Origin of the sequence: Clostridium sp. FP1 (assembly GCF_011065975.2) — a bacterium.
Taxonomy (GTDB): domain Bacteria; phylum Bacillota; class Clostridia; order Clostridiales; family Clostridiaceae; genus Clostridium_AD; species Clostridium_AD tagluense.
The window spans coordinates 4,144,698-4,169,707 of sequence record NZ_JAAMNJ020000001.1 but is presented as its reverse complement, the minus strand read 5'-3'; the positions used below and the strand labels follow the sequence as shown (position 1 = coordinate 4,169,707).

The window sequence follows — 25,010 nt, the reverse complement described above, 5'->3', positions numbered from 1 at the left end:
AATTATTTAGTTTAATCTTATATGCTAAAATAGTATAACACACTATATGTAGTAATCACAAAGGAATTCATAACTATATATGGTATTATATAATGAAATTATATAAAAATCAATACAGATTATTATGTAATAATATTGCGAATAATAGGACAATTTATAAAATATTGCAGTGTAATAAATATTATTATATTGTATAATAGATAAGTAATTATTTTTTTTGGGAAGAGGTGATTAGTAGCTTATGATACATCAATTTGATGGACAAATACCTAAGGTACACAAACAATCTTTTATTGCTATCAGTGCGGACGTTATAGGAAATGTATCTATAGGAGAGTACAGTAATATTTGGTTTGGAGCTGTATTAAGAGGAGATATGAATTATATATCTATAGGTGCTTATACAAATGTTCAAGACAATTGTACGGTGCACAATGATGAGGATTTTCCAGTATATATTGGAGAGTATGTAACTATAGGACATAATTCTATAATACATGGTTGTAAAATTTCAAGTAATACTTTAATTGGTATGGGAAGCACTATACTAAATGGAGCTGAAATAGGAGAATATACTATAATTGGTGCTGGTAGCTTGGTTACGCAGGGGAAGAAAATACCTTCTGGCGTTCTTTGTATGGGAGTACCAGCAAGAGTTATTCGAGAACTGACTATAGAAGAAAAAGAAGCCTTAAAAAAATCTGCGGAGCATTATGCAGAGCTTTCCATGAAATATATTATAAAATAAAAGTGTAGGTAAATGGGGGCGGTTAACAACTATTTGAACAATTGAGTTGTTAACTGTCTTTTATTTTTAAAAATAGCTTTTATTTTCGACGTTTTTTAACTACAATAGAAGGTAGAGAATTATTGTTTTTTTAAGGAGTGGGAAAAATGATAAAATTAAATGGAATAGAAAAGATGACAAATGAGCAGAAATATAAGTATATGCTTGAAGAAAAATATTTAGTTGAATTTTTTCTAAACTTAACAAATACATAGATTGGTCAAAAGTTTAAAATAAAAGGTAGGAGATAATAAATGATAAACATAGGAGATTTAAATAATTTAAAAGTAGTAAGGCGCGCAGAATTTGGGTACTATCTAGACGCTGGCACAGGAAACACTAGTGATGACGTACTACTTCCAATGAAAAGTACTTTAGGTAGGGCGCTTAATATTGATGATGAAGTTGAAGCCTTTGTGTACAGAGATTCAAGTGATAGGTTAATTTCAACTTTAAAAAAACCACTTGCAAAGGTGGGGGATTTAGCTTATCTTAAGGTTGTTGACATGACTACAATAGGTAGTTTTGTAGAAATTGGTCTAGAAAGAGATGTATTGGTTCCTTTTAAGGAGGAAAATTACAGTTTAGAAACAGGCAGAAAATATCTTTTTTATATATATCTAGATAAGACTGGAAGAATTGCAGCCACTACTTTTGTTGATAAATATTTATACGATACAGATTCATATAATATTGATGATGAAGTGGAAGGCACAGTATACGGAATCCAGACTAATGGTACTGTAATGGTAGCTATTGATGATATTTACAGAGGGGTTATTTTAAGAAATGAGAATTATATGAATATAACGCCTGGAGATAGATTAAAAGCAAGAGTTAAAAAATATTATGAAGATGGTAAAATGGACTTAACAGTAAGAAAACCAAGACTAGAGGAAAGAGATATAGTTGAAGAGCAAATATTAGAATATCTTAAAAGTTCCGATGGATTTATGCCATACAATGATAAAAGTTCTCCAGATGATATAAAAAAAGTTTTTAAAACTAGCAAAAACGCATTTAAAAGAGCATTAGGTGGCCTTATGAAAAGTGACCTAATCCTTCAAAATGAAGAGGGTACTAGATTAAAATAAATTCTTAACCTTCATATTTTTCAAAAAAAGTAAGAGTGTGATGAGTTACATCAGGCTCTTACTTTTTATGTGCGCCCGGCATGGACGCAATCTAATGGGTGAAAGTCCCTAGCACGGGTTAATAGTGCCAAGTGCATAGCTTAAGACAAGGGTGTCCATGGTGACGTGGAATCTGAAGGAAGTCGGCGGCAAAACTCTGGTCTGACGAATAGAAACTACATATAAGGCATGTGCTTGTGGGTAAGTTTGCATAACATAACGAAGCCCAAAACTATTCGAAACAAGTGGTGTAAATGTAGCAGATAGATGGAGTGAAAGATTGCGTTCTTACCCGGGGAGATCTTAGGTAAAGGTTATAGAGATGAATTTTGAAATAACAACCTTTGCAGTGATGTAAAGTTGAAATCTAAGAAGTCAGCAGACGTCATAGTAGCAGAAGGTTCATGAGCCTTCGGTGAAGGACTGAACGATAGGAGGTTTTGAAACTTTGAAAAACACAAAGAAATGTGATAAAAGCAGACAACTTCATAATGAAGGTTACCTACAAAAGGATAGAGTGGAACTCGAAGAGTATGTAGGAGCGCCGAGCATTTCATTGACGATAGAAAAGAGACAGAACGCCGAAAATAAATACACCAATGGACTGTTTGAAAGGATTATTGACAGAAACAACTTAAATCAAGCATTTAAGAAAGTTAGAGCTAATAAAGGTAGTCATGGAGTTGATGGTATGAAGGTAGATGAACTTCTACAATACTTGAAAGAAAATGGCGCCAGCCTTCGGCAATTACTATTGGAAGGTAGGTATAAACCTAATCCAGTAAGGCGAGTAGAAATACCTAAGCCTGATGGAAAGAAACGACCACTAGGAATACCAACTGCTGTAGACAGAGTAATACAACAAGCTATCGCTCAAGTTCTAAATCCAATATTTGAAGAGAAATTTTCGGATAATAGTTATGGATTTAGACCAAATAGAAGTGCACACCAAGCAATTCGGAAATGCAAAGAATACATGGATAAAGGTTACAAGTGGGCAGTAGATATTGATTTGGAGAAATACTTCGATACTGTAAATCATGACAAATTAATAGGATTGGTTTATAAAGAAGTAAAGGATGTTAGGGTAATATCCCTTATAAGAAAATATCTTCAAGCGGGAGTAATGGAAAGAGGAATTTTTAATACCTCTCAAAAAGGTGTACCGCAAGGTGGCAATCTTTCACCATTACTTAGTAATGTCATGTTAAATGAGTTGGATAAAGAGTTAGAAAAGCGAGGATTGCACTTCAGTCGTTATGCTGACGACTGTAATATTTATTTAAAATCAAAGAAATCAGCATACCGTGTAATGGCAAGTATAACAAGGTTTATAGAAGAGGATTTGAAACTCAAAGTCAATAAAGACAAGAGCAAGGTCGACAGACCGTGGAAGCTGAAGTATTTGGGATTTACATTTTATCCAAAGAAAGGTGAAATGGGAATAAGAGTACACCAAAATTCTGTTAAGAAACTTAAAAGTAAGCTCAAAGAAATAACAGGAAGAAGTAATGCTATGAGTATGGAACTTCGTGCTATTAAACTAAGACAAGTTATAGTTGGATGGGTAAATTATTTTAAATTAGCAGATATGAAAAGTATACTTAAAACCTTAGACGAGTGGCTAAGACGAAGGATTCGCTTATGTTATTGGAAACAATGGAAGAGAATTAAAACAAAACATGATAATCTCAAAAGGCTTGGTATTGATGAATACAAAGCTTGGGAATATGCGAATACAAGAAAAGGCTATTGGAGAATATCCCATAGCCCAGTCTTAACAAGAACTCTAACTAATAAATACCTTAAAGAACAAGGCTTTATAACCTTAACTGAAAAATTTATGATTAGGTAATTCTTATTGAACCGCCGTGTACCGAACGGTACGCACGGTGGTGTGAGAGTTGCGCCTTGAAAAGTTCAAGGAATACAAATGACCTGAAATGGTCATCTTGATAAAGCTTAGCCAGCAGTCAAGTACCGAGTCTTGCGTGGTAAATGGTAACATTTACTCCGAAGCGTAGACAGGAAGATAGCAGGCCGGAATAAAGTGAAGAGGATAATTAGCCCCGAAATTGAACGTGTTGTGAAATAGCCGACTTTATCTCTCTGTTGGGAAGGCAGTAACGAAATATCTGTTAAAGGTTAGGATATTAGTTGTTTCCGGGGTTCGTACCTACGGCATGTTATCAATGGATTCCTTGGGAACAAGGGAGATCCGTCAGGTTTCCGCAGAATGTGGATAGTATTAAACAAGCCTTACAAAGCAAGAATAATACAATGATTTGACGGAAGTCTTACTGACTGATAGTACTTTGAGGTAGGGAAAGCCTACTACGTGGGGAAGCGGTCAGCAAAAGTTGAATTCTTTCAACGAAACATAAGCTCCATTCAATGGGAGGATACGAGCCTTAATTCAAAGTAAGGAGGAACTCAGTTATGACAACAAAATTGGAAGAAATAGCAGTAAAAGCTCGAAAAGAAACAAATTTAAAATTTACATCTATAGCGCATCATGTAACAAAAGAACTAATACATGAAAGCCTTATGCATATGCCTAATAATACAGCTAAGGGAATAGATGGTATAGATGTAAAAGAAGCAAAGGATTACTTTGATATATGGGCTGATAAAATGATTACGTCAATCCATAGAGAAAGCTACAAACCCCCAGCAGTTAGAAGAGTTTGGATTCCTAAGCCTGGAAAAACAGAAAAACGACCAATAGGAGTTCCATGTGTCGCAGACCGTGCATTGCAGCGAAGTGTTGCAACTGTACTTTCTACAATATATGAACAGGACTTTCTGGATTGTTCTTTTGGGGGAAGACCTAAAAGGAGTGCGCACAATGCACTTGCGACTATAAACGAAACAATTTCAGGAAAGAAAGTAAGCTGGGTTTTGGAAGCAGATTTAAAGAATTTCTTTGGGAGTTTAGACCATGAATGGTTACTCAAATTTGTGCAACATCGAGTCGGAGACCCCAGAATGATAAGCCTTATAAATAGGTGGCTTAAAGCAGGAGTAATAGAAGATGGAAAACTAGAGAGTAGTGAAATTGGAACCCCTCAAGGAGGGTCAATAAGTGTTCTACTTAGTAATATTTACCTTCACTATGTACTAGATTTATGGTTTGAGAAAGTAGTAAAACCCAAATTAAAGGGCGAGAGCTACTTGATTAGGTACATAGATGATTTTATAGTATGTTTTCAATATAGAGAGGATGCTATAAAATTTCAGAAAGTACTAAGCAAAAGACTTGCGAAATTTGCATTGCAAATAGAGCCAAATAAAACGAGATTAGTTGAATTTGGAAGATTTTCTAGTAAGCATGCAAAGGAAAAAGGTAAGAAAATGGAGACATTATATTTTCTAGGGTTCACACATTTTTGTACAAGGAACAGGTCAGGAAATTTCATGGTAGGAAGAAAGACAGAGAAAACGCGATTAAATCGAGGAATAAAGAAGATAACAGATAAAATGCGAGAAATAAGGCATAGTCCTATAAAAGAACAAGTGAACAAGATAAATCAAATTTTAAGAGGACATTATAACTACTATGGAATGGGTGGAAATCTAAAATCCTTGTTTAAAATTTATAATAAATCAGAAAATTACTTTAAGAAAATGCTAAGTAGCCGAAGTTGGAAAGGAAATGTAAACTGGGATAAATACAGAAAAATCAAAGAAAAGTTTCCGTTGTTGCGACCGAAGATTTCAATTCCATTTGTAAAAATGAAATCATACGCAATACTGTAAATCAACTTTTGAAGAGCCAGGTGCGGGAAATCCGCACGCCTGGTTCCGTGGGGGTCTGGGTTGTGAATTGCGCAACCCTTCTACCCGGAGTCGCTAAATAAATTAATTATTTAGCTCCTACTCGATTTGTTATCTACTTTCTTATATTATGGAAGAACTCCGCTTGAATATTTTTACTATTTCATTAAGGAGTAGTGGCATAAGGGATAGAATAGTAACAAAACCCCAATCCATTAAACTTAAGGAATGAACACTAAAAACATTAGCTAGAAATGGCACAGTTATTATAAAATCTTGTAGTAGTATACCAAAAACTATAGCTCCAATTAAATATTTGTTTGAAAATAAACCTATTTGAAATATGGATTTCTTCTCATTTCTCATATTTAAAGAATGTACTAATTGAGAGACACTAAGTACTACAAAGGCCATGGTTTGTGCGTGTTTTAGTGCATCTTCTGAAAGATTTCCCGGGAATAGTGGGAATAAGCTAGTGTCTCCACTATAATATTTTGCACCTATTATAAATGCAGCTAGGGTTAAGATGCCTATTAGAAGTCCGTTAAGAAGTAAATTTAAAGATTCACCTTTAAATAAACTATCTTTTGGATTTCTAGGTTTATATTTCATTACATCAGGGTCACCAGGATCTACACCTAAAGCCAGTGCTGGTAGTGTATCGGTGATTAGGTTAACCCATAATATATGGATAGGGCGAAGTGGCGTAGCCCAGCCTAAAAGTATGGCAAGAAATAGTGCTATAATCTCTCCTATATTACAGGATAGAAGAAATATTATAGTTTTCTTAATATTTGTGAAGATGTTTCTTCCTTCTTTTATAGCAGCAACAATAGTTGAAAAATTATCATCTATGAGTATCATATCAGCAGCACCTTTAGCAACATCAGTACCTGTTATACCCATGGCGACTCCTATGTCTGCCATTTTAAGAGAGGGTGCATCATTTACTCCGTCGCCAGTCATTGATACAATATTTCCTTTTGCTTTAAGAGCGCGTACAATCTTCACTTTATGTTCAGGGGACACTCTTGCAAATACCCTTATATTCTCAATTCTATTATTTAGTTCGACATCAGACATTTTATCAAGCTCGGTGCCAGATATAACCTCAGAAGAATTATTAGTAATATCTAAATCTTTGGCTATAGCAAAAGCTGTGTTTTGGTGGTCGCCGGTTATCATTACAGTTTTTATTCCAGACTTCATGCATAGGGAAATAGAATCCTTAACCTCTAGCCTTGGAGGATCTATCATACCTACTAGGCCAATAAGTATTAAATCACACTCTAGTGAATCAATCTCTACATGAGAGCTAGGAAGAATTTTATAAGCGGCACCTAGAACTCTTAGTGCATTGTCAGACATGTTATTTGAGGCAGCTAATATGTCTTTTTTTATATTTGGCGTAATTTCTATTATACTGCCTTTAATATATGCCTTTGTGCATAGATTTAATAGATTATCAATAGCACCTTTTGTCATTACATAATAGTCATTATCATATTTATTTACAGTAGTCATCAATTTTCTATCTGAATCAAAAGGAATCTCATCAATTCTTTTATGAATTTTTTCTAAATCGTCTTTAAATATGCTATAGTCTACCCCAGCTTGTAATAGAGCAATCTCTGTGGGGTCGCCAGTTTTTGAATTTTCCGAGTAGGTGGCATCATTGCATAAAATAAGATTTTCTAGTAAGAGCTTATGCTCAGTATGATTAATGTTCAGACTGTCTATAGCTCCTAATTGACCATCAGCATAGAATTTTGTTACTGTCATTTTATTTTGAGTTAAAGTGCCTGTCTTATCTGAACAAATAATATTTACTGAACCTAAAGTTTCAACAGCAGGTAATTTTCTTACAATAGCATTCTCCTTTATCATCTTTTGAACTCCCATAGCAAGAACTATAGTTACTATAGCAGGAAGACCTTCAGGAATAGCGGCAACAGCTAAACTTATGGAAACAAGTAGCATTTCAAAAAGATCTCTCTTTTGAAGAACACCAACTATAAACATAAGAGCACATATGAATAGGGCACCTATTCCCAGGTACTTGCCAAGTTGCGCTAGTTTCTTTTGAAGTGGGGTCTCATCGTCTACTTTTTCATCTAGCATTTTAGCAATTTTACCTATTTGAGTATCCATTCCAGTAGATACAGCTATACCAACACCTCTACCATAGGTTGCAAGGGTAGACATGAAGAGCATGTTTTTTTGATCACCTAGGGGTATATCCTCGCCCGGCAGAACTAGAGAAGCGTCTTTATCCACAGGCACAGATTCTCCCGTAAGTGTAGATTCTTCTATTTTTAAATTTGCAGCTTCAATAAGTCTCAAATCACAGGGTACATATCTTCCTGCATCAATAATAATAATATCTCCAGGTACAACTTCCTCTGATGGAATTTCGTTTAACTGCCCATCTCTTTTAACTACAGCTTTAGGAGTCGATAATTTTTTTAGTGCATCAAGCGCTTTTTCTGCTTTAGACTCTTGAATAATTCCTACTGTAGCATTAATAATAATTACAATAGCAATTATTATTGCGTCACTGGTTTCACCAAGGAGGGCAGAGATCACTGCAGCTGCAATTAAAATATAAATTAAAATATCATTTAGTTGGGCAAAAAACATGGCTATTAGAGTTTTGGGTTTTTTAGTTGTTAATTGGTTTAGTCCAAATTTTTCTCTTTTTACCTCGCTTTGACTTTGAGAAAGTCCTGTTATTGGATTAGAACCAAATTCTTTTAAAACTTGCTCAATAGTTTTGTTGAAAAACATTAACATCACCTCAACTTATAGTATTTGTTATTATAGCTTAATTTATTTAAAACAAGAAAATTATTATGCCAAAATATAAAATACAAATATGTTGCGAATAAAGAGAAGTAATTAAATAGGTATTAGACCATAAAACACAATACCCAATACCCCTGAAATCATTATTATTAAAATTGGATGAATTTTATTTGTAATCAGCAGTCCTAAAATTATGACTCCAATTACTACACTTTTAATGTCTTTATAAGAGTCGCTTCCCATGGATAAGAATACAGAGACTATAAGACCAATTAGTGCAGGCCTCATACCTGCGAGAGCTGCCTTCATTATGTAGGATTCTTTGAATTTAACAATATAGTGATTAGCTATAGAAACTAAGATAAATGAAAAGGAAATTACGCCCAGAGTTGCCGAAATACTACCTAATATACCAGCAACTTTAAAACCTACAAAAGTTGCTGAATTAATGGCTATAGGTCCTGGAGTCATCTGGGATATACCTATAATATCAATAAGCTCTTTGGAGGTAATCCAATTATTGTTATTTACAATTTCTCTTTTGATAAGAGGAATCATAGCATATCCTCCACCAAAGCTAAAGGCACCTATTTTTAAGAAGGATAGATAAATTTTTATTAAAATTGACATTTACTTCACCTTCTTTCCAAGAAATATTACCCCGTATAAACCAGATAAAAGTATAACTATAACAGGGTGTACATTAAATAATAATATACTCCCCATGGAAACTAAAATTATAATAAGATTTGCATAGCTTTTCTTTAAAGATTTGGATAAACTTACTACGGCTATGAGTATAAGCATTGGTACCGCAGCAGAGATACCTTTGAAAACCAAATCCACATAATAATAATCTCTGAATTTCATAAAAAAAACTGCAATCAATAATATTATAAAAAATGAGGGTAAAACAACTCCTAGAAGCCCAATGATAGCTCCAAGTAGTCCGCAAGTTCTATAGCCTATAAATACGCTACTATTAACAGCTAAGGCTCCAGGAAAAGTTTGAGAAATAACAATTATATCTAAGAAATCTTCTTTAGAAAGCCACTTTTTTTTATTGACAACTTCAATTTCTATGAGAGGTATCATGGCATACCCTCCACCAAAGGTAAAAGCTCCTATTTTAAAGAAAGTCCAAAACATGTTTAGTAATTTTTTCATTTGTCCACCCCTAAGAATTTTAATTTTTAGTTATATGGATAGAAATATTGGTCCTAGCGTAAATCAAAAACCTATATCTATAATGTATATTATTTACCATATTATTATACTAATATAAAAAAAAATTGGCAAATTTATAAGTAAAAGATTTTATATTTGATTTTGGCTGGAATTATTTTTAAATATATGGGTAAATTAAATTTTTTTATTGTGACAAGAATTAATTTCACATTGTGACAAGAATTAATTTTCTATTGTGACAAGAATTAATTTTACATTGTGTATATTTTTTTGCGGAAAATTCGATATAATGTATATAAGAATATGAAAACATTCTAATAATTAATTTTGAAAATAGGAGGTGGAAAAACATGGAAATATCAAGAACTAGAAGGAATGCAGCGGTTACATCAGATAAGAAAACTGTATCTAGTAAAAAAGATTTTTCACAAAATTTTAGTTTTGCTAGGCAGCAAAAATCAGAACAACAACTTAAAGAAATGATGGATGATATAAAAAAGAAAGGAAATAGATTGAGCATTACAAAATGCTTTGCAGATGTGAAAGCATATAAAAATTTAATTAGAGAATATTTAGATTCTGTTTTAAAACATATGTATGAGGTTAAGAAGGATATTAGTTTTTGGCAAACACAATATTTTATAACGGTGGAGACTGTGGATTCGAAACTAGAGGAGCTTACACAAATGTTATTGAGTGGCGAAAAAGAAAATCTTGACATAGCAAGCACTATTGATGAAATTGCAGGACTTATTGTGGATGTTTATAAATGAAAAAAGTACATATATTGCGTAAAGTTTGAAGTTAACTCTACACAAAATAATACATGTACTTTATTCAGGCTTAATATTGTAGCATAGCAAATTACAATTTAAAGGAAAGAATTAAAACTAGCATCAGATGGCATTCTAAGATCTCCTCTTGGAGATAAACTTATAGTTCCTACTTTTGGACCATCTGGCAAGGCTGAACGTTTAAATTGTTGAGTAAAGAATCTTTTTATAAATTTATCTAACCATTTAGTAATTTCATCTTCGGCATAATCGGTTTTAAAGGCCTCTTTAGCTAAGAATAATATTTTACTGATGGTGGCGCCTTGCTTCATGAAATAGTAAAGGAAAAAGTCATGTAATTCGTAAGGGCCTACTATGTCTTCAGTTTTTTGAGCGATTTTACCATTCACATCTTTAGGCATAAGTTCTGGACTTATAGGAGTGTCCAAGATATCTAAAAGTATTTCGGAGGCTTCCTTTGAAGCTTCTTTTTCCGCTACATACTTAACTAAATATTTCACTAAAGTCTTAGGAATTGAGCAGTTTACAGAATACATGGACATATGGTCTCCATTATATGTGCACCAACCTAAAGCCAGTTCAGATAAATCTCCTGTTCCTATTAATAGTCCACCATCTTTATTGGCAACATCCATAAGAATTTGAGTTCTTTCTCTTGCCTGAACATTTTCATAAGTTACATCATGTTTTTCTATTGGATGATTTATGTCTTTGAAATGTTGTAAACAGGCGTCTACTATATTAATTTCTCTAAACTCTGTACCTAAATGTTTACATAGGTTTACGGCATTCAGATAGGTTCTATCTGTAGTTCCAAAACCAGGCATAGTAATAGTAATAATATTTTTTCTTGGCAAATTTAACATATCAAAGGTTTTAACTATAACTAGCAGTGCAAGGGTTGAATCAAGTCCGCCAGAAATCCCAACTATAGCTTTATTAAGCCCCGTATAAGAGAATCTTTTAGCAAGGGCCGAGGACTGAATATTAAATATTTCCTTGCAACGTAGCGCGCGTTGATATTGATTAGAAGGAACAAAAGGATGCTTATCAATATATCTATCAAAAACTCCAAAGTCTAAATTTGAAAATTCAAAAGGAATTTCGCATACCTCAAAAGGACATATGGAAGGACTATTTCTAAAACTGATATTTTTTAACCTTTCACTATTTAACTTATCTATATCAATAATGGAGGTGATAATTTCATTTTCTCTTTGAAATCTATTGTTTTCTTTTAATAATAAACCATTTTCGCTAATTAAAAGATGACCACTGAAAAGTAAATCTGTGGAAGATTCAAAAACTCCAGAGGATGCATATAAATAAGAACACATACATCTTGCGCTCTGAGATGAAACTAAGGATTTTCTGTAATCAGCTTTGCTAACTAATTCATTAGATGCAGATAAATTAGCAATTATATTTGCACCCTGAAGGGCTAAATAGCTACTAGGGGGAATGGTTACCCAAAGATCTTCACAAATTTCAAAACCAATTTTAATATTATTGCAGGTGAATAATAAATTAGTTCCAAAAGGGATGGACTTTGCAAAAGGAAGATTTACAGTTTTCCCTAGTACGCCAAGACCCTCAGTAAACCATCTTTTTTCATAAAACTCAGAGTAATTTGGGATATAGCTTTTTGGTACTATTCCTAAAATGTTACCCTTAAATATTATATAAGCACAATTATATAGGCAATTATTAAAATGTAGTGGAGCTCCTACAGCAATTAGTATATCTTTGTTTTTAGAAAATTCACATAGGGATCCAATTGCACTTTCAGATTTTTCAAGTAATTCTTGTTGTAAAAATAAATCCGCACAGGTATAAGCTGTTATGCAAAGTTCTGGGAAAACTATAAATTTTGATTTTTCTTTTAAAGCCTCTTTGATGCAGCTTTCTATGTTATTTAAATTGAATTGTATATCTGCCACATTTACCACTGGGCAAGCGGCAGAAACTCTAATAAAAGAAGTATCCAAACTAATTCACGACCTTTCTTTAATTCTTCAAATATAGTATTTGTAAAATCGACTTTATATAACCAGTGTTCAATAAAATTATATCATTATCTTAGATTCATTAGTAGGGAGGGTTAACAATTATTTTACCTTAGTTTAAATAATTGTTAACTGTCCCTCACTATTTAGACATTTATAGTTCAAATAGTTGTTAACCATCCCCAAACTATTTTATTCTGGTATTTCATTAAAAAGGTGAATTAATGAGATAATGAAAGCAAACATAAGATAGAACTATGCAAGGGTATAATAGAGTATTAAATAACACATAATGTACTATAATAAAACTTTATTATGTATAAAAAATACTATATAATGATATATCGACAACACATCAAATTTTTGGTGTAATATTATTACAACAAAATGGTGTTATAAAACACAAAAAAGAGATATACTTAAATAAGGATTAGTAATATCATAATGTTTAAAAAGTTATAATGCTAATTAATATTCGAAAGGGGGGGGGGACAACATGGAATGGAAGCCAATGATATTTTGGGTAGTTGTAGCATTAGGGGCACTAGCTATTGATATTATAACTAGTAGTTTTATGTTTATATGGTTTGCTATAGGCGCAATTGCAGCTATAATTTCTATAGCATTTAATGCACCAGTAATTGTTCAAGCTATTGTTTTTATAGGGGTTAGTGCAGTATGTACATCTGTTGGATATCCTATAGTTAAGAGAACTATAAAGAAAACTGTAACCAAAACATTGACTATGGAAGAAGGATATATTGGAAGTGAATTTATAATAACAAAAGATATTGACGTAAAAGCAAATATTAAGTTTCAAGGAATTTATTGGACTGTAAAAAATGTAGGAAAGCCATTAAAAAGTGGTGACTCTGTTCAAATTATTGGTATCGAAGGAAATAAGTTGTTAATAGCTAAGGTATAAGTTTTATTAAAATTTAAGGAGGCATTTATTATGGGAGTAGGATCGTTTATAGGTTTGTTTATATTGTTAATATTAGTTATCATGATTATATCATCTATTAAAATTGTTAATACTGGATCTGTGTGTTTGGTAGAAAGGTTTGGTCAGTTTCATAGGATACTAGAGCCAGGTTGGCATTTAACAATTGTTTTTGCAGATTTTGTTCGCAGAAGAATTTCTACGAAACAACAAATATTAGATATACAACCACAAAATGTTATAACTAAAGATAATGTAAATATATCAATTGATAATGTTATATTTTATAAGGTTATTAATTCAAGAGATGCAGTGTACAATATTGAAGATTATAAATCAGGTATTGTGTATTCCACTATAACTAATATGAGAAATATTGTGGGAGATATGACATTGGATGAAGTATTATCAGGAAGAGATAGAATAAATTTAAGACTTCTTGAAATAATCGATGAAATTACAGATGCTTATGGAATAAAAATATTATCTGTAGAAATCAAAAATATAATTCCACCATCTGAAATTCAACAGGCAATGGAAAAACAAATGAGAGCAGAGAGAGATAAGAGAGCGTTTATTCTTACAGCAGAGGGTGAAAAACAAAGTCAAATTGAAAAAGCAGAAGGATTTAAACAAGCTCAAATATTAAATGCTGAAGCTGAAAAAGAAGCAAATATTAGACGTGCAGAAGGAATGAAAGAATCTCAACTTCTTGAAGCAGAAGGTAAGGCTAAAGCTATACAGGCTATTGCAATAGCAGAGGCAGATGCAATAAGAAGAATAAACACAGCTATTATAGAGTCAGGTACAAATGAAACAGTAATAGCCTTAAAACAAATAGAGGCTCTTAAAGAAATGGCTAAGAATCCAGCTAATAAGCTTATACTTCCAAATGAGACATTGTCAAGTTTAGGTAGTATAGCAGCTATAGGTGAAATGTTAAAAATGAATAAATAGTGCACATGAAAATAAATAACAAGCTGACTTGTTATTTATTTAAATATGCCTAATGAAAAAAAAAGAAAGTCTGGAAATCAGGCTTTCTTTTTTTGCTTTGACTTGTTATTTTTTACAGGTGCCTTGCTGCTTTTTTTCTGAACTGAATAACCAAATTTGCCTAGAGGGTTAGAATTAACACTAAAATATTCACCGTGAGAATAAGTAATAAGGTCTGCATTTTCAAAATGAATTTTCCCGTTTAAATCTATTAAGCTGTTATCTACATGAGTATTAACAACTTCAGCTAAAAACAAATCGTGGGTACCTAAATGGGTAATGCTTTTAACAACGCATTCTAGAGATATGGGGCATTCAGAAATTAAAGGAGCCACTATATCCTTGCTGTCTTCAGTAGTAAAGTTCATTTCGTGAATTTTATCTATTTGTCTTCCTGAGCGCACACCACAATAATCTACTTGTCTAACCATTCTAGAATTAGGTAAATTTATTACAAAGTCACCACTTTCTTTTATATATTCATAGGAAAGCCTTTCAGGCCTTATGGCTACAGTTATCATTGGCGGTTTAGTACAAGCTGTTCCTATCCAAGCTACTGTAAAAACATTAATTTTTCCCTCTTTATTTTTTGAGGTAATTAATACTACAGGAACAGGATTTAGCATTGCACTGCCTTTAAAAATAGTTTTTGTCATATATTTTCACTCCCATTCCTTTTTGTCTATAACATATACATTATACAATACCTGAAAAGATTTATAAAGTTGCAAATTCAAATGAGACAACAATTCATATAATTAGGAAAAAATGTAATTTATATGTAACTAATTTGAATTCATAAGGGTCTATAATGTATATATATGGTAATACAATTATAGGGAGTATACTTTTCAACAAAAGATAGATTTTCATATGAAAGAATAAAACATTATATTGAAAGGTGGGAATTATCATGAACAGGAAAAAAATATTTTCCATATTATTAGCCTCGGCATTAACAGTTACTAGTACAACTTCAACTTTTGCAAAAACCATGACAAAGCCTCAAATTCCAGTTACGCCAATTGTAAACACAAACACGACTACAGGGGCTGCAATTACAAAAAATAGTGAAGCAGAAAAAAGTGTTAAAATATCAAAGGAAAAAGCAAAAGAGATTGCAAAGGGAACTATGAAAACTTATTTTAATACGGAAATAGATGAGAGTAAATTCACACAAACAAGTAACTTTAATACATCTAATTACAATGGTAAGCAGATTAGCTCCTGGAATATTAATTGGCAAATGAATAATATGGAAAAAACTATTAACATTAATGTTACCTTAAATGCAGAAACTGGCGAAGTTACTCAAGTAAATAATTATGAACGTAAGATAAATGAAGAAAATGCAGTTCCCACAATGACAGCTAAGGAAGCACAAAAAATTAGTGATGATTTTGTTTCAAAAATCCAACCTAAAAAATATAATGAATCTAATAAAAAAGATTACAATAATTTAGGGAATCATGGGTCACCTAATTATAATTTTGCCTATGTAAATAAAGTTAATGGCATAGAATTTGATGGTAATAATATTAATATAGAAGTTGATGGGGTAGCGGGAAAGGTAGTTTCTTACTATAGTAATTGGAATGCAGATTTTAAATTTCCAGAGATTAAGGGGATGGTAGATTCTGAAACTGCAGTTGAAGCTTTTAAAACTGAAGCTAAAATGACTTTGAAATATATGGCTTTTACACAAGAGTATATGTATTATGAAAATAAAAGAGCTGTAAAAGCAGTATATGTTCCAGAATTTAATAGAGGAAATGTGTTGGATGCTAAAGATGGCAAGTTCATGGATCCCTTTAGCAATGGTAATATTCCTGTAATAAAAAATTTAAATGATAAAGAAAGGGCAGACTTTTATAATAAATCAAAGGTGGTAACAACTAGAGAAAAGGCAATAGAGGAAGAGGAAGCAAGAACTATAATAAAAAATTTCATAAATAATGTTTATGGCCAGGGTTATGCCATTGAAGGCTTAGGATATCAAGAGTATACTGAAAACTTTGGCAGTTCAAGTAATAAGACTTGGAATGCATATTTCAATAAAGGAGATGCATCAAAATACAATGAAGGTGGAAATATATCAATAGATGCTTTAACTGGAGAAATATTAAGCATTAACAAAAATTCAAATGAAGATTATAATGGTACTGCAAAATTCCAGGCTAAATTATCTTGGGAACAGGCGTACACTAAGGCAATAGAAGCAGTAGCCAAGTATTATCCGGGCATTGTAAAACAAATAAAAACAGAGCAACCTCGTTATAAATATAATGCTTACGATAAAATGGGTGAAAGAAATTATTATTTCAACTTTTCAAGACTAGAAAACGGCATAGAATTCAATGACAATAGTATAAATGTTGGTTTTAGTGCCGTAACCGGCGAGATGAATAATTTAAATTGTAATTGGGATAAAAACATCAAATTCCCAGATATTAAAAATGTTATAAGCAAGAAAAATGTAAGTGAAACAATGTTTAGTAAGTATAAACCAGTACTAGTTTATACACAAATAAATAAAAGTGATAATCCAGAAAAACCAGAATTAGAAATAAAACTCGCTTATAAACTAAGCGATGCTAATGGGATGTACGACTATACAAATATTGATGCCCTTACTGGTAAGTTTCTAAACTATGGTGGTGAAAATATCGACCAAAATATAGAATTGTTTAAAGAAAAAATCAAAGGCAGTAAGGCCGAAAAAGAATTAAGTATTTTAGCATCTAAAGGATTAATAGAAACTGGTGATTTTAAATTAGATAAAAAAACCACTCAAATTGATTTAATTAAAATGTTAGTAAATGCAAGAGGTTATACACCATATATGGCAGATAAGACTGCAGATTTAAAATTCTCCAACATTGCAAAATCTGATGTAAACTATAAATACCTTCAACTGGCTGTATCCTATGGAATTATGGAAAACTCAGATGGTGAATTTATAGGAGACAGATTAGTTACTAGAGAGGAACTCGCTAAAACATTAGTTAAATACACCAATTATAGTAAATTAGCCCAGCACAGTGAGTTGTTTAAAATTAATTATAAAGACGCAGCGAATATAAGCAAGGATAATGTAGGGTATGTTGCTATTGCAGAGGCTTTTAGATTTATACAAATAGAAAACAATGAATTTAAGCCAAAGGAAAATACAACTATGGAACAATTAGCTATAGGTGTATATCATGCACTTAATAATGTAAGAAATACACAATACTAAAGGACAGATAGGAAAATTCTCCTTTGTGGTTTGCAAACAAGATTGAAACAAGAAATTTAATATTAATAGTTTAACGATATTTCAGAAGGAAAGTCTCCCACTTCTATAAGTGAGAGTTACAAGCTATAACAAATAGAAAACTTCAGTGGCAGGATAACAATTGAGAATTGTTATATGTTCCATAGGTCTAGAAAGGGGTAAATCTCCTATCAGCTAGCTATTTCTAAAAGTGATAAACAATTAATAAGTGTTATTCTTCCAGGGTTTCTTTATAAATAGGTATACAATATAATAAATAATAATTTTTCAAAAATATAGTATAATAGTAATAGGGCGCATGATCCTTAGGTAAAGTATGATATAGGTATGGTGATGATGATGACAATGCTTGGAAAAATAATATATGGTGCTGGAAAACTAGTGGGGAATACAGCTGAGTATAGCATTGAGCTAACGGGTAATGTTGTAGCTAATATAGTAGGGCTTTCAGGTAAGCCGAAGTTGGCTTTAAACACTAAAAAATGTAGTACAGTAGTTGGTGGTGTGGTTGGTAAAACTGCAAAAATAGCAGCAGCGATAACTGCGGTTGTAGCAGATACAACTGTTATTGCAACTATAAATACTGCAAAACATATTGCTGAAAGTGCTGTACAAACGAATATACGTATTTATGGGCAATCAGAAAAATTTTATGATGAAGATAAATATATTGAGGTTGAATATAAAACATTGGAAAAATAAGGAGTAGTATAGCTTAGAAGATACTATAGTACAACATTAATTTTATATTTTAAATAATATTGCTTTCCAAATATATATTTTAGTGATATAATTTTGTTGAGAGTAAATATGAATTATGGCTAAGAGAAATGAGAGCCACACTAACAAGTCTGTTTAACGATAGATTTATTAAGTGTGGTTTTTTTGTGCTTGAATTTTCTGCGTTTTAATAATTGAATGAAATCAAGGAAACACTTAAAATAGATATAAAAGATTTATACGAGGGGGATGGAGTTATGAAAGTAGAAAATTTTAAGATTAAGGATAAGGGTGACTTAGAGATATTTGTATACAAATGGTTACCAAACGAAAATACACAAGTTAAAGGGGTACTTCAGATAGCCCATGGGATGGCAGAAACGGCAGCTAGGTACGAAGGATTTGCAAGGGTTTTAACAAATGATGGATTTATTGTTTATGCTAATGACCATAGAGGACATGGTAAAACTGCAGGTCAAATCTCAAAACTAGGAGACTTAGGTGAAGATGGCTTTAACTCAATGGTGGAAAATATGCACCAATTAAATAAAAGAATTAAAGAAGAAAATCACAATTTGCCTATATTTTTATTTGGTCACAGTATGGGATCATTCTTAACACAAAGATATATTTGTTTATACGGAGGCGGCTTAAAGGGTGCAATTGTTTCAGGATCTTGTGGAAATCAGGGAATTACTATAGATATCGCAAGACTTATAGCAAAGAGAGAAATCAAGAAAATTGGAAGATCCGGCAAAAGTAATAAATTAGATAAATTATCTTTTGGAAATTATAATAATTCTTTTAAACCAAATAGAACAGCCTTTGATTGGTTAAGTAGGGATAACAAACAAGTGGATAAATATATAGATGATCCTTTCTGCGGAACGGTTTTTACAGCAGGATTTTTCTATGATTTTCTAGGTGGACTTAAGAGTATAGCTGACCCAAGGGAAATTGAAAATGTTCCTAAGGATTTACCTATTTATATATTCTCAGGCGATAAAGATCCCGTAGGAAAGAATGGTAAGGGTGTTCTAAAATTGGTTAAGACCTATAAAGAGCATGGAATGGTGGATTTAACTTATAAGCTTTATAAAGACGGAAGACATGAGATGCTTAATGAGATTAATAGGGAAGAAGTAATTGCAGATGTAATAAAATGGCTTAATGCGTCTTTGAAATAAGCGGGGACAGTTAACAATTAATTGAAACATTCCAACTAAAATTGAAAGAATTTACTTGGAAAACAAAAACATATATGCTATCATATAAATAAGCTAATGTTTATGTACTAAACATACGTTAAGGAGAGGGTTATGACAAATAGAGAGCAAGAAATTTTAGAATTAATTAGGAACAATCCTATGATTTCTCAAAAGGAACTAGCTGATTCCTTAAGAATTACAAGGTCTTCAGTGGCAGTTCACATTAGTAATTTGCTAAAAAAAGGATATGTAGTAGGTAAAGGTTACATCTTACGTGAACAGTCATATATAAGTATTGTTGGTGGAACTAATGTTGATATTCAAGGTTTTCCGAATAATGATTTAATATTAAAGGATTCTAACCCTGGAGAAGTAAAGATTTCATTTGGCGGTGTAGGAAGAAATATTGGCGAAAACCTAGTGAAATTAGGCGTAGAAACAAAGCTTATTAGCGCAGTTGGTGATGATGTATATGGAAGAAAAATATTAGAAGAGTCAAGAATGATTAACCTTAATATGGAAGATTCTCTTGTTTTAAGTGAACATGCTACTTCCACCTATTTATCAATACTAGACGGGACCGGTGACATGATGGTAGCTATAGCCTATATGGATATTATTGATAAGGTTAGTGTGGATTTTATTAAAAATAAGAAGAATATAATAGAAAATTCAAAGCTTTGCATTATTGATACAAATATTCCAGAGGAAACTATTGAATATATTTTAACTAATTATAAGGATGTAGATTTTTTCTTGGATACAGTATCTACAACTAAGGCGAAAAAAGTAAAAGATTTTATTGGTTGTTTCCATACTATTAAACCTAATAAGCTTGAGGCAGAAATATTATCGGGAATTAAAATAAATAATGAAAAGGATTTAAAAAAAGCAGCAAAGTACTTTTTAAAAAAAGGAGTTAAAAGAGTCTTTATAAGCCTAGGTGAAGAGGGTATGTATTATGATGATGGTGTTACTTCCAATCATATAATAAGCCCGAAGGTGCAGATAATTAATGCAACAGGAGCAGGTGATGCTTGCTTGGCAGCTCTAGCTTATAGTCATTTCAATGATTTTGAAATAGACTATAGTGCACGATTTTCTATGAGCGCTGGAATACTAGCGTTATCTCATGAAAATACTATCAACCCTAACATGTCCGTAGAAAATATAAATAAGAAGATGAAGGAGATTGAATTATGTTAATGAATTATTTAGATATTAAACCAGAGGTTGCTAAGGCATTAAAGGAAGGGCGCGCAGTGGTGGCTTTAGAATCTACTATTATATCTCATGGTATGCCATATCCAAGAAATGTCGAGACTGCCCTTAAGGTAGAAGAAATAATAAGAGAAAATGGAGCGGTGCCAGCAACTACAGCAATTATTAATGGAAGGCTAAAGCTTGGATTAACTAGAGATGAAATAGAAATACTTGGAAATGGTAAGAATGTAATAAAAACCAGTAGACGAGATATTCCATTTATAATAGCAAATAAGGCAAATGGAGCAACTACGGTAGCAACTACAATGATAATTGCTGCACTTGCAGGGGTTAAGGTTTTTGCTACAGGTGGTATTGGTGGAGTTCATAGAGGAGCACAAGAGACTTTTGATATTTCAGCGGATCTTCAAGAATTAGCACATACTAATGTAGCTGTAATTTGTGCAGGAGCAAAATCTATACTAGATATAGGACTCACTCTAGAGTATCTAGAGACTCAAGGTGTTCCAGTAGTTGGATTTGGCACAGATGAACTCCCTGCTTTCTATACTAGAAAGAGTGGATTTGGAGTAGATTATCGCGTAGATTCAGCGGATATGGTTGCAGTAGCTTTAAAAGCAAAATGGGATTTAGGACTAAATGGAGGCATGGTTATAGCTAACCCAATTCCAGAGCAGTATGAGATGGATTATGATGCTATAACAAATGCTATAACTAGTGCATTAAAAGAGTTAAAGGAAAAAGGAATTAAAGGAAAAGAAAGCACACCATTCTTACTTGGAAAAGTTAAAGAGATTACTGGTGGGGCAAGTCTAGATTCAAATATTGAATTAGTATATAATAATGCTAAAGTTGGAGCACAAATAGCTGTGGAACTTGCAAAGCTTGGGTAATAAGGCATCAAAGTAAGAAATTCCATTAAGAGTTTTTCTTAGATTATGCTATAAGGTCAAGTATATATTGCTAGAATGCGTTCACTTTGCCAAGTAATTCTAAAATTTATTTTATTCACAGTTGCTAAAAAATTCAAACTCGCTATCGCTCAAACATGAATTTTTCTTTACGCAACCGTAAATAAAATAAATTGTGAATTACTAAGGCACGTTCAAACGCAATCTACGCAATATATACTTTTGTTAGCATAAACTAAGAAAAAAACCTAACTTCAATAGTGTCTACGATTCTTATTTCAAGTCACTTTAAGCAGCTGTTATTTCTTCTGGTATTACCACGAGGTATGAGAACAATTCAACATAAATGCTGCCATTAAAATCTTTTTCTACTGGTTTAATCAGGCACACTCGACTTTTAAAGCCATTACCGCCAAGTTTCTTATCTGATTTAAAAAGCATAGTGGGTGAAGAATTTTTATGTGCTGCTCTTTCATCCAAATATTAGAAATAAATTCACTTTATAAAAGAGGTACGTATATTCTATTTGTGCGAATAAATAGAATTATAAAATAATTCCTATCCATTAGTACAGAAAACCTTTGCAAAAACACAGGATTCGATATAAAATATAATTAACAGCATATAATAGATTCATCCACTTATATGTTAAACAACCCATTTGAAAATGTGGTTAATAATCCAATAAAGTGGATTTGTTAACAACTTTCGGAAGTGAATTCGGCTAAAATAAAATGTCTATTGATTAGTAGATACTTATGCTTATATATGTTTAGAGACTTACCTTCCGAAAATGTGGTTAAAATAATTTAAATGGAGTGGTGTTATAATGAACAACATTTTAGAAATTATTAAAAATGGGACCCTAACTTATGAGCAAAAGGTACTAACTCTTGCACGAGCTGCGGAAGATAGTATAGATGTTTTGAACATTGAAAAAGATACTCAGAAACTTAGAGGTGAGGGAATAATCTGTGACCTTTTTGAAGGACATGCACCTTATAGGCCTAGGTATATAGTACCTAATTACGAGAAATTCATGAAAAATGGAAGTGAGTTTTTAGGCCTAACGCCACCTGTCGATATTTGGGAGGCTACAAATAGTTTATTAATATTATATAATCATGTACCATCAATTTCTTCATTCCCAGTATATATAGGAAATATTGATTATCTTTTGGAACCCTTTGTGGTTAATGAAGAAGAAGCTTTTCATGCTATAAAATTATTTTTAACACATATAGATAGAACTATAACAGATTCATTTTGCCATGCAAATATAGGACCAAAAGATACTAAAGCAGGAAGATTAATATTAAGGGCAGAAAGAGAACTACAAAATGCAATTCCTAACTTAACTTTAAAATACAGCACAGAAGATACTTCAGATGAGTTTGCTATTGATGCAATTAATACTGCATTAATAACTGCAAAACCAAGCTTTGCTAACCATGAGATGTTTTCAAGGGAGTTTGATAACAACTACGCTATAGCTAGTTGTTATAATGGATTAACAATAGGTGGGGGAAGTTATACACTATCTAGATTAAATTTGGCGACTCTTTCTAAAAAAGCAAAAGACCAAGATGAATTTATAAATATTATATTGCCGGATGCAGTAGAGAAAATGGCTGGGTATATGAAGGAAAGAATTAGATTTTTAGTAGAGGAAAGCGGATTCTTTGAAACTAATTTTCTGGTAAAAGAAGGATTAATCCATAAAGATAACTTCACGGCTATGTTTGGTATGTTTGGATTAGCTGAATGTGTGAATTACTTTATTGACGCATCTAAACTAGAAAATAGATTTGGACATGGCGAAATAGCCAATAATTTAGGTTATAAGATTATTGAAAAGCTAGAAACTGAGGTTAATAAACATAATGACCCTCATTGCAGTATATCTAAAGGGAAATATTTATTACATGCTCAAGTGGGTATTGATTCTGATATGGGGATAAGCCCAGGGTGTAGGATTCCTATTGGAGATGAACCTGATCTTCCTCAGCATATAGTGGAAGCAGCTAAATTCCATAAGTTTTTTCCTTCAGGAATTGGCGATATATTTAATTTTGATAGTACAGTTAAAAGTAATCCGGAGTATGTGCTAGATATTATCAAAGGCGCTTTTAAAAAGCAAATGAGATATTTTTCAGCATATTCTACAGATTGTGATGTAATAAGAATTACGGGATATCTTGTAAAAAGATCAGAAATTGAAAAGCTACAAAAGGGACAGCAGGTGCTACAGGATACAGTAGCATTAGGACTTGGAGCAGTTATGAATCAAAAGGTATTAGACCGAAAGATAAGAAAAAATGATTAAGGGACTAGTTAATCGAATTATTCCCTTTAGCTCCGTGGATGGACCAGGGAATAGGACTGCTATATTCTTGCAAGGGTGTAATTTTAACTGCTCTTATTGTCATAATCCAGAGACTATAAATATTTGTAATAGTTGCGGGGAATGTGTGAGTGCTTGCAATTATAGTGCACTAGAATTTAAGGCTCCTGATGTAGTATGGGATAAAACAGCTTGCAGTAGATGTGATGAATGTCTGAAGGTTTGCAAAAGAAACAGTTCCCCTAAAGCACAGAGCATGACTGTAGAAGAAGTTGTGCAGGAAATAGAGAAGAATAAATTTTTCATCTCTGGAATTACTGTCTCAGGTGGCGAGTGCACCCTACAAAGTGAGTTTTTAACAAACCTATTTAAGGAAGTTAAAAAGATGGGTTTAACATGTTTTGTGGATACTAATGGTTCGGTACCACTATGGGAACATAAGGAGCTAGTGGATGTTATGGATATGGCAATGGTAGATATAAAATCCTATAATAATGAGGAACATAAGAAACTTACAGGTATGGGAAATGCAACTGTCATAGAAAATGTAAAATATTTAGCTAATTTAAATAAAATCTATGAAATTAGAACGGTTATTGTTCCAGAAGTTTTAGATAATTTTAATAATGTAGATAAAATCAGCAAGCTTATTGCAACCTTAAATCCTGATATAAGATACAAACTTATAAAATATAGGCAAATTGGTGTAAGACTTGGAAGGATAAACAGTTACACACCTAAGGATGAGATTATGAAGGAATTAGGAGATATAGCAATGCATAATGGGTGTAAAAATATAGTTGTAGTATAGTTATATTAGGCAATTTAATAAATAACAAGTCAGTATGTTAGTCTATTTATTCCAATGTGTTACTAGAGACCTCACAAAATGTGAGG

At 32.3% G+C, this 25,010-nt stretch carries 20 protein-coding genes; 14 read left to right on the top strand and 6 right to left on the bottom strand.

Annotated features, from left to right (window positions below):
• The first annotated feature begins 241 nt into the window (after nucleotides 1-241).
• The 4 genes from G9F70_RS20035 (at nucleotide 242) to ltrA (G9F70_RS20020) (ending at nucleotide 5,679) form a co-directional block, all read left to right on the top strand.
• Complete coding sequence (locus G9F70_RS20035; protein ID WP_164946909.1) at nucleotides 242-748, top strand: gamma carbonic anhydrase family protein; 507 nt, start codon at nucleotides 242-244, stop codon at nucleotides 746-748.
• A 293-nt stretch (nucleotides 749-1,041) separates the two neighbouring features.
• Entirely contained in the window at nucleotides 1,042-1,881 is an 840-nt protein-coding gene (locus tag G9F70_RS20030; protein ID WP_164946908.1) for a S1 RNA-binding domain-containing protein, read from the top strand.
• 487 nt (nucleotides 1,882-2,368) lie between these two features.
• Nucleotides 2,369-3,775, top strand: a complete 1,407-nt coding sequence (gene ltrA, locus G9F70_RS20025; protein WP_224617703.1) for a group II intron reverse transcriptase/maturase — start codon at nucleotides 2,369-2,371, stop codon at nucleotides 3,773-3,775.
• 584 nt (nucleotides 3,776-4,359) lie between these two features.
• Complete coding sequence (gene ltrA, locus G9F70_RS20020) at nucleotides 4,360-5,679, top strand: group II intron reverse transcriptase/maturase (protein ID WP_164948105.1); 1,320 nt, start codon at nucleotides 4,360-4,362, stop codon at nucleotides 5,677-5,679.
• Between the two features lie 141 nt (nucleotides 5,680-5,820).
• Here the strand turns inward: ltrA (G9F70_RS20020) and G9F70_RS20015 are convergent, their stop codons facing one another.
• The 3 genes from G9F70_RS20015 to G9F70_RS20005 form a co-directional block, all read right to left on the bottom strand.
• A complete protein-coding gene (locus G9F70_RS20015) occupies nucleotides 5,821-8,484 on the bottom strand; it encodes a cation-translocating P-type ATPase (protein WP_164944722.1) in 2,664 nt (887 codons plus the stop codon).
• Nucleotides 8,485-8,595: 111 nt separating this feature from the next.
• A complete protein-coding gene (locus G9F70_RS20010; protein WP_164944721.1) occupies nucleotides 8,596-9,132 on the bottom strand; it encodes a chromate transporter in 537 nt (178 codons plus the stop codon).
• Nucleotides 9,133-9,669, bottom strand: coding sequence for a chromate transporter (locus tag G9F70_RS20005; protein WP_164944720.1), 537 nt, complete (start codon nucleotides 9,667-9,669; stop codon nucleotides 9,133-9,135). It abuts the gene before it with no gap.
• A gap of 371 nt (nucleotides 9,670-10,040) precedes the next feature.
• Here G9F70_RS20005 and G9F70_RS20000 point away from each other — a divergent pair, with 371 nt between their 5' ends.
• The gene (locus tag G9F70_RS20000; RefSeq protein ID WP_164944719.1) at nucleotides 10,041-10,463 is read left to right on the top strand and encodes a YaaR family protein; all 423 of its coding nucleotides are present in this window, start codon (nucleotides 10,041-10,043) and stop codon (nucleotides 10,461-10,463) included.
• A 98-nt stretch (nucleotides 10,464-10,561) separates the two neighbouring features.
• On the opposite strand, the gene G9F70_RS19995 is transcribed toward G9F70_RS20000, so the two are convergent.
• Nucleotides 10,562-12,472: an NAD(+) synthase gene (locus G9F70_RS19995; RefSeq protein ID WP_164944718.1), complete on the bottom strand. Its 1,911-nt coding sequence runs from the start codon at nucleotides 12,470-12,472 to the stop codon at nucleotides 10,562-10,564.
• A 514-nt stretch (nucleotides 12,473-12,986) separates the two neighbouring features.
• Between G9F70_RS19995 and G9F70_RS19990 the strand changes: the two genes are divergently transcribed.
• Together G9F70_RS19990 and G9F70_RS19985 are read left to right on the top strand one after the other, a co-directional pair.
• Nucleotides 12,987-13,415: an NfeD family protein gene (locus tag G9F70_RS19990; RefSeq protein WP_164944717.1), complete on the top strand. Its 429-nt coding sequence runs from the start codon at nucleotides 12,987-12,989 to the stop codon at nucleotides 13,413-13,415.
• Nucleotides 13,416-13,445: 30 nt separating this feature from the next.
• The gene (locus G9F70_RS19985; RefSeq protein ID WP_164944716.1) at nucleotides 13,446-14,390 is read left to right on the top strand and encodes an SPFH domain-containing protein; all 945 of its coding nucleotides are present in this window, start codon (nucleotides 13,446-13,448) and stop codon (nucleotides 14,388-14,390) included.
• Nucleotides 14,391-14,467: 77 nt separating this feature from the next.
• On the opposite strand, the gene G9F70_RS19980 is transcribed toward G9F70_RS19985, so the two are convergent.
• Entirely contained in the window at nucleotides 14,468-15,085 is a 618-nt protein-coding gene (locus tag G9F70_RS19980) for a flavin reductase family protein (protein ID WP_164944715.1), read from the bottom strand.
• A 257-nt stretch (nucleotides 15,086-15,342) separates the two neighbouring features.
• Here G9F70_RS19980 and G9F70_RS19975 point away from each other — a divergent pair, with 257 nt between their 5' ends.
• The 5 genes from G9F70_RS19975 to G9F70_RS19955 all read left to right on the top strand — a co-directional run bounded on the left by G9F70_RS19975 (nucleotide 15,343) and on the right by G9F70_RS19955 (nucleotide 21,751).
• Nucleotides 15,343-17,667, top strand: a complete 2,325-nt coding sequence (locus tag G9F70_RS19975) for a YcdB/YcdC domain-containing protein (protein ID WP_164944714.1) — start codon at nucleotides 15,343-15,345, stop codon at nucleotides 17,665-17,667.
• Nucleotides 17,668-18,033: 366 nt separating this feature from the next.
• Nucleotides 18,034-18,408 carry a hypothetical protein gene (locus G9F70_RS19970; RefSeq protein ID WP_164944713.1) on the top strand — a complete coding sequence of 125 codons (375 nt, stop codon included), beginning with the start codon at nucleotides 18,034-18,036 and terminating at the stop codon, nucleotides 18,406-18,408.
• 275 nt (nucleotides 18,409-18,683) lie between these two features.
• A complete protein-coding gene (locus G9F70_RS19965; protein ID WP_164944712.1) occupies nucleotides 18,684-19,613 on the top strand; it encodes an alpha/beta hydrolase in 930 nt (309 codons plus the stop codon).
• A 132-nt stretch (nucleotides 19,614-19,745) separates the two neighbouring features.
• Nucleotides 19,746-20,840 carry a PfkB family carbohydrate kinase gene (locus tag G9F70_RS19960; RefSeq protein WP_164944711.1) on the top strand — a complete coding sequence of 365 codons (1,095 nt, stop codon included), beginning with the start codon at nucleotides 19,746-19,748 and terminating at the stop codon, nucleotides 20,838-20,840.
• Entirely contained in the window at nucleotides 20,834-21,751 is a 918-nt protein-coding gene (locus G9F70_RS19955) for a pseudouridine-5'-phosphate glycosidase (RefSeq protein WP_164944710.1), read from the top strand. Before G9F70_RS19960 ends, G9F70_RS19955 begins: the two co-directional genes overlap by 7 nt.
• Nucleotides 21,752-22,057: 306 nt before the next feature.
• Here the strand turns inward: G9F70_RS19955 and G9F70_RS19950 are convergent, their stop codons facing one another.
• Nucleotides 22,058-22,210, bottom strand: a complete 153-nt coding sequence (locus tag G9F70_RS19950; protein ID WP_224617702.1) for a hypothetical protein — start codon at nucleotides 22,208-22,210, stop codon at nucleotides 22,058-22,060.
• Between the two features lie 388 nt (nucleotides 22,211-22,598).
• Here G9F70_RS19950 and G9F70_RS19945 point away from each other — a divergent pair, with 388 nt between their 5' ends.
• Both G9F70_RS19945 and G9F70_RS19940 read left to right on the top strand, forming a co-directional pair.
• Entirely contained in the window at nucleotides 22,599-24,095 is a 1,497-nt protein-coding gene (locus tag G9F70_RS19945) for a YjjI family glycine radical enzyme (protein WP_164944709.1), read from the top strand.
• Nucleotides 24,088-24,924 (top strand): YjjW family glycine radical enzyme activase, encoded by an 837-nt coding sequence (locus G9F70_RS19940; protein WP_164944708.1) that lies wholly within the window; start codon nucleotides 24,088-24,090, stop codon nucleotides 24,922-24,924. Before G9F70_RS19945 ends, G9F70_RS19940 begins: the two co-directional genes overlap by 8 nt.
• The last annotated feature ends 86 nt before the right edge of the window (nucleotides 24,925-25,010 follow it).

Excerpts from the sequence above, each read along its gene's own strand:
- G9F70_RS19990 (WP_164944717.1), top strand. The coding sequence starts at position 12,987 with ATGGAATGGAAGCCAATGATATTTTGGGTAGTTGTAGCATTAGGGGCA.
- G9F70_RS19970 (WP_164944713.1), top strand. The coding sequence starts at position 18,034 with ATGGTGATGATGATGACAATGCTTGGAAAAATAATATATGGTGCTGGA.
- G9F70_RS19980 (WP_164944715.1), bottom strand. The coding sequence starts at position 15,085 with ATGACAAAAACTATTTTTAAAGGCAGTGCAATGCTAAATCCTGTTCCT.
- G9F70_RS19965 (WP_164944712.1), top strand. The coding sequence starts at position 18,684 with ATGAAAGTAGAAAATTTTAAGATTAAGGATAAGGGTGACTTAGAGATA.
- G9F70_RS19960 (WP_164944711.1), top strand. The coding sequence starts at position 19,746 with ATGACAAATAGAGAGCAAGAAATTTTAGAATTAATTAGGAACAATCCT.
- G9F70_RS19975 (WP_164944714.1), top strand. The coding sequence starts at position 15,343 with ATGAACAGGAAAAAAATATTTTCCATATTATTAGCCTCGGCATTAACA.
- ltrA (WP_164948105.1), top strand. The coding sequence starts at position 4,360 with ATGACAACAAAATTGGAAGAAATAGCAGTAAAAGCTCGAAAAGAAACA.
- G9F70_RS20015 (WP_164944722.1), bottom strand. The coding sequence starts at position 8,484 with ATGTTTTTCAACAAAACTATTGAGCAAGTTTTAAAAGAATTTGGTTCT.
- G9F70_RS20035 (WP_164946909.1), top strand. The coding sequence starts at position 242 with ATGATACATCAATTTGATGGACAAATACCTAAGGTACACAAACAATCT.
- G9F70_RS19940 (WP_164944708.1), top strand. The coding sequence starts at position 24,088 with ATGATTAAGGGACTAGTTAATCGAATTATTCCCTTTAGCTCCGTGGAT.
- G9F70_RS19950 (WP_224617702.1), bottom strand. The coding sequence starts at position 22,210 with ATGCTTTTTAAATCAGATAAGAAACTTGGCGGTAATGGCTTTAAAAGT.
- G9F70_RS20030 (WP_164946908.1), top strand. The coding sequence starts at position 1,042 with ATGATAAACATAGGAGATTTAAATAATTTAAAAGTAGTAAGGCGCGCA.
- G9F70_RS20005 (WP_164944720.1), bottom strand. The coding sequence starts at position 9,669 with ATGAAAAAATTACTAAACATGTTTTGGACTTTCTTTAAAATAGGAGCT.
- G9F70_RS19955 (WP_164944710.1), top strand. The coding sequence starts at position 20,834 with ATGTTAATGAATTATTTAGATATTAAACCAGAGGTTGCTAAGGCATTA.
- G9F70_RS20010 (WP_164944721.1), bottom strand. The coding sequence starts at position 9,132 with ATGTCAATTTTAATAAAAATTTATCTATCCTTCTTAAAAATAGGTGCC.
- G9F70_RS20000 (WP_164944719.1), top strand. The coding sequence starts at position 10,041 with ATGGAAATATCAAGAACTAGAAGGAATGCAGCGGTTACATCAGATAAG.
- G9F70_RS19945 (WP_164944709.1), top strand. The coding sequence starts at position 22,599 with ATGAACAACATTTTAGAAATTATTAAAAATGGGACCCTAACTTATGAG.
- G9F70_RS19985 (WP_164944716.1), top strand. The coding sequence starts at position 13,446 with ATGGGAGTAGGATCGTTTATAGGTTTGTTTATATTGTTAATATTAGTT.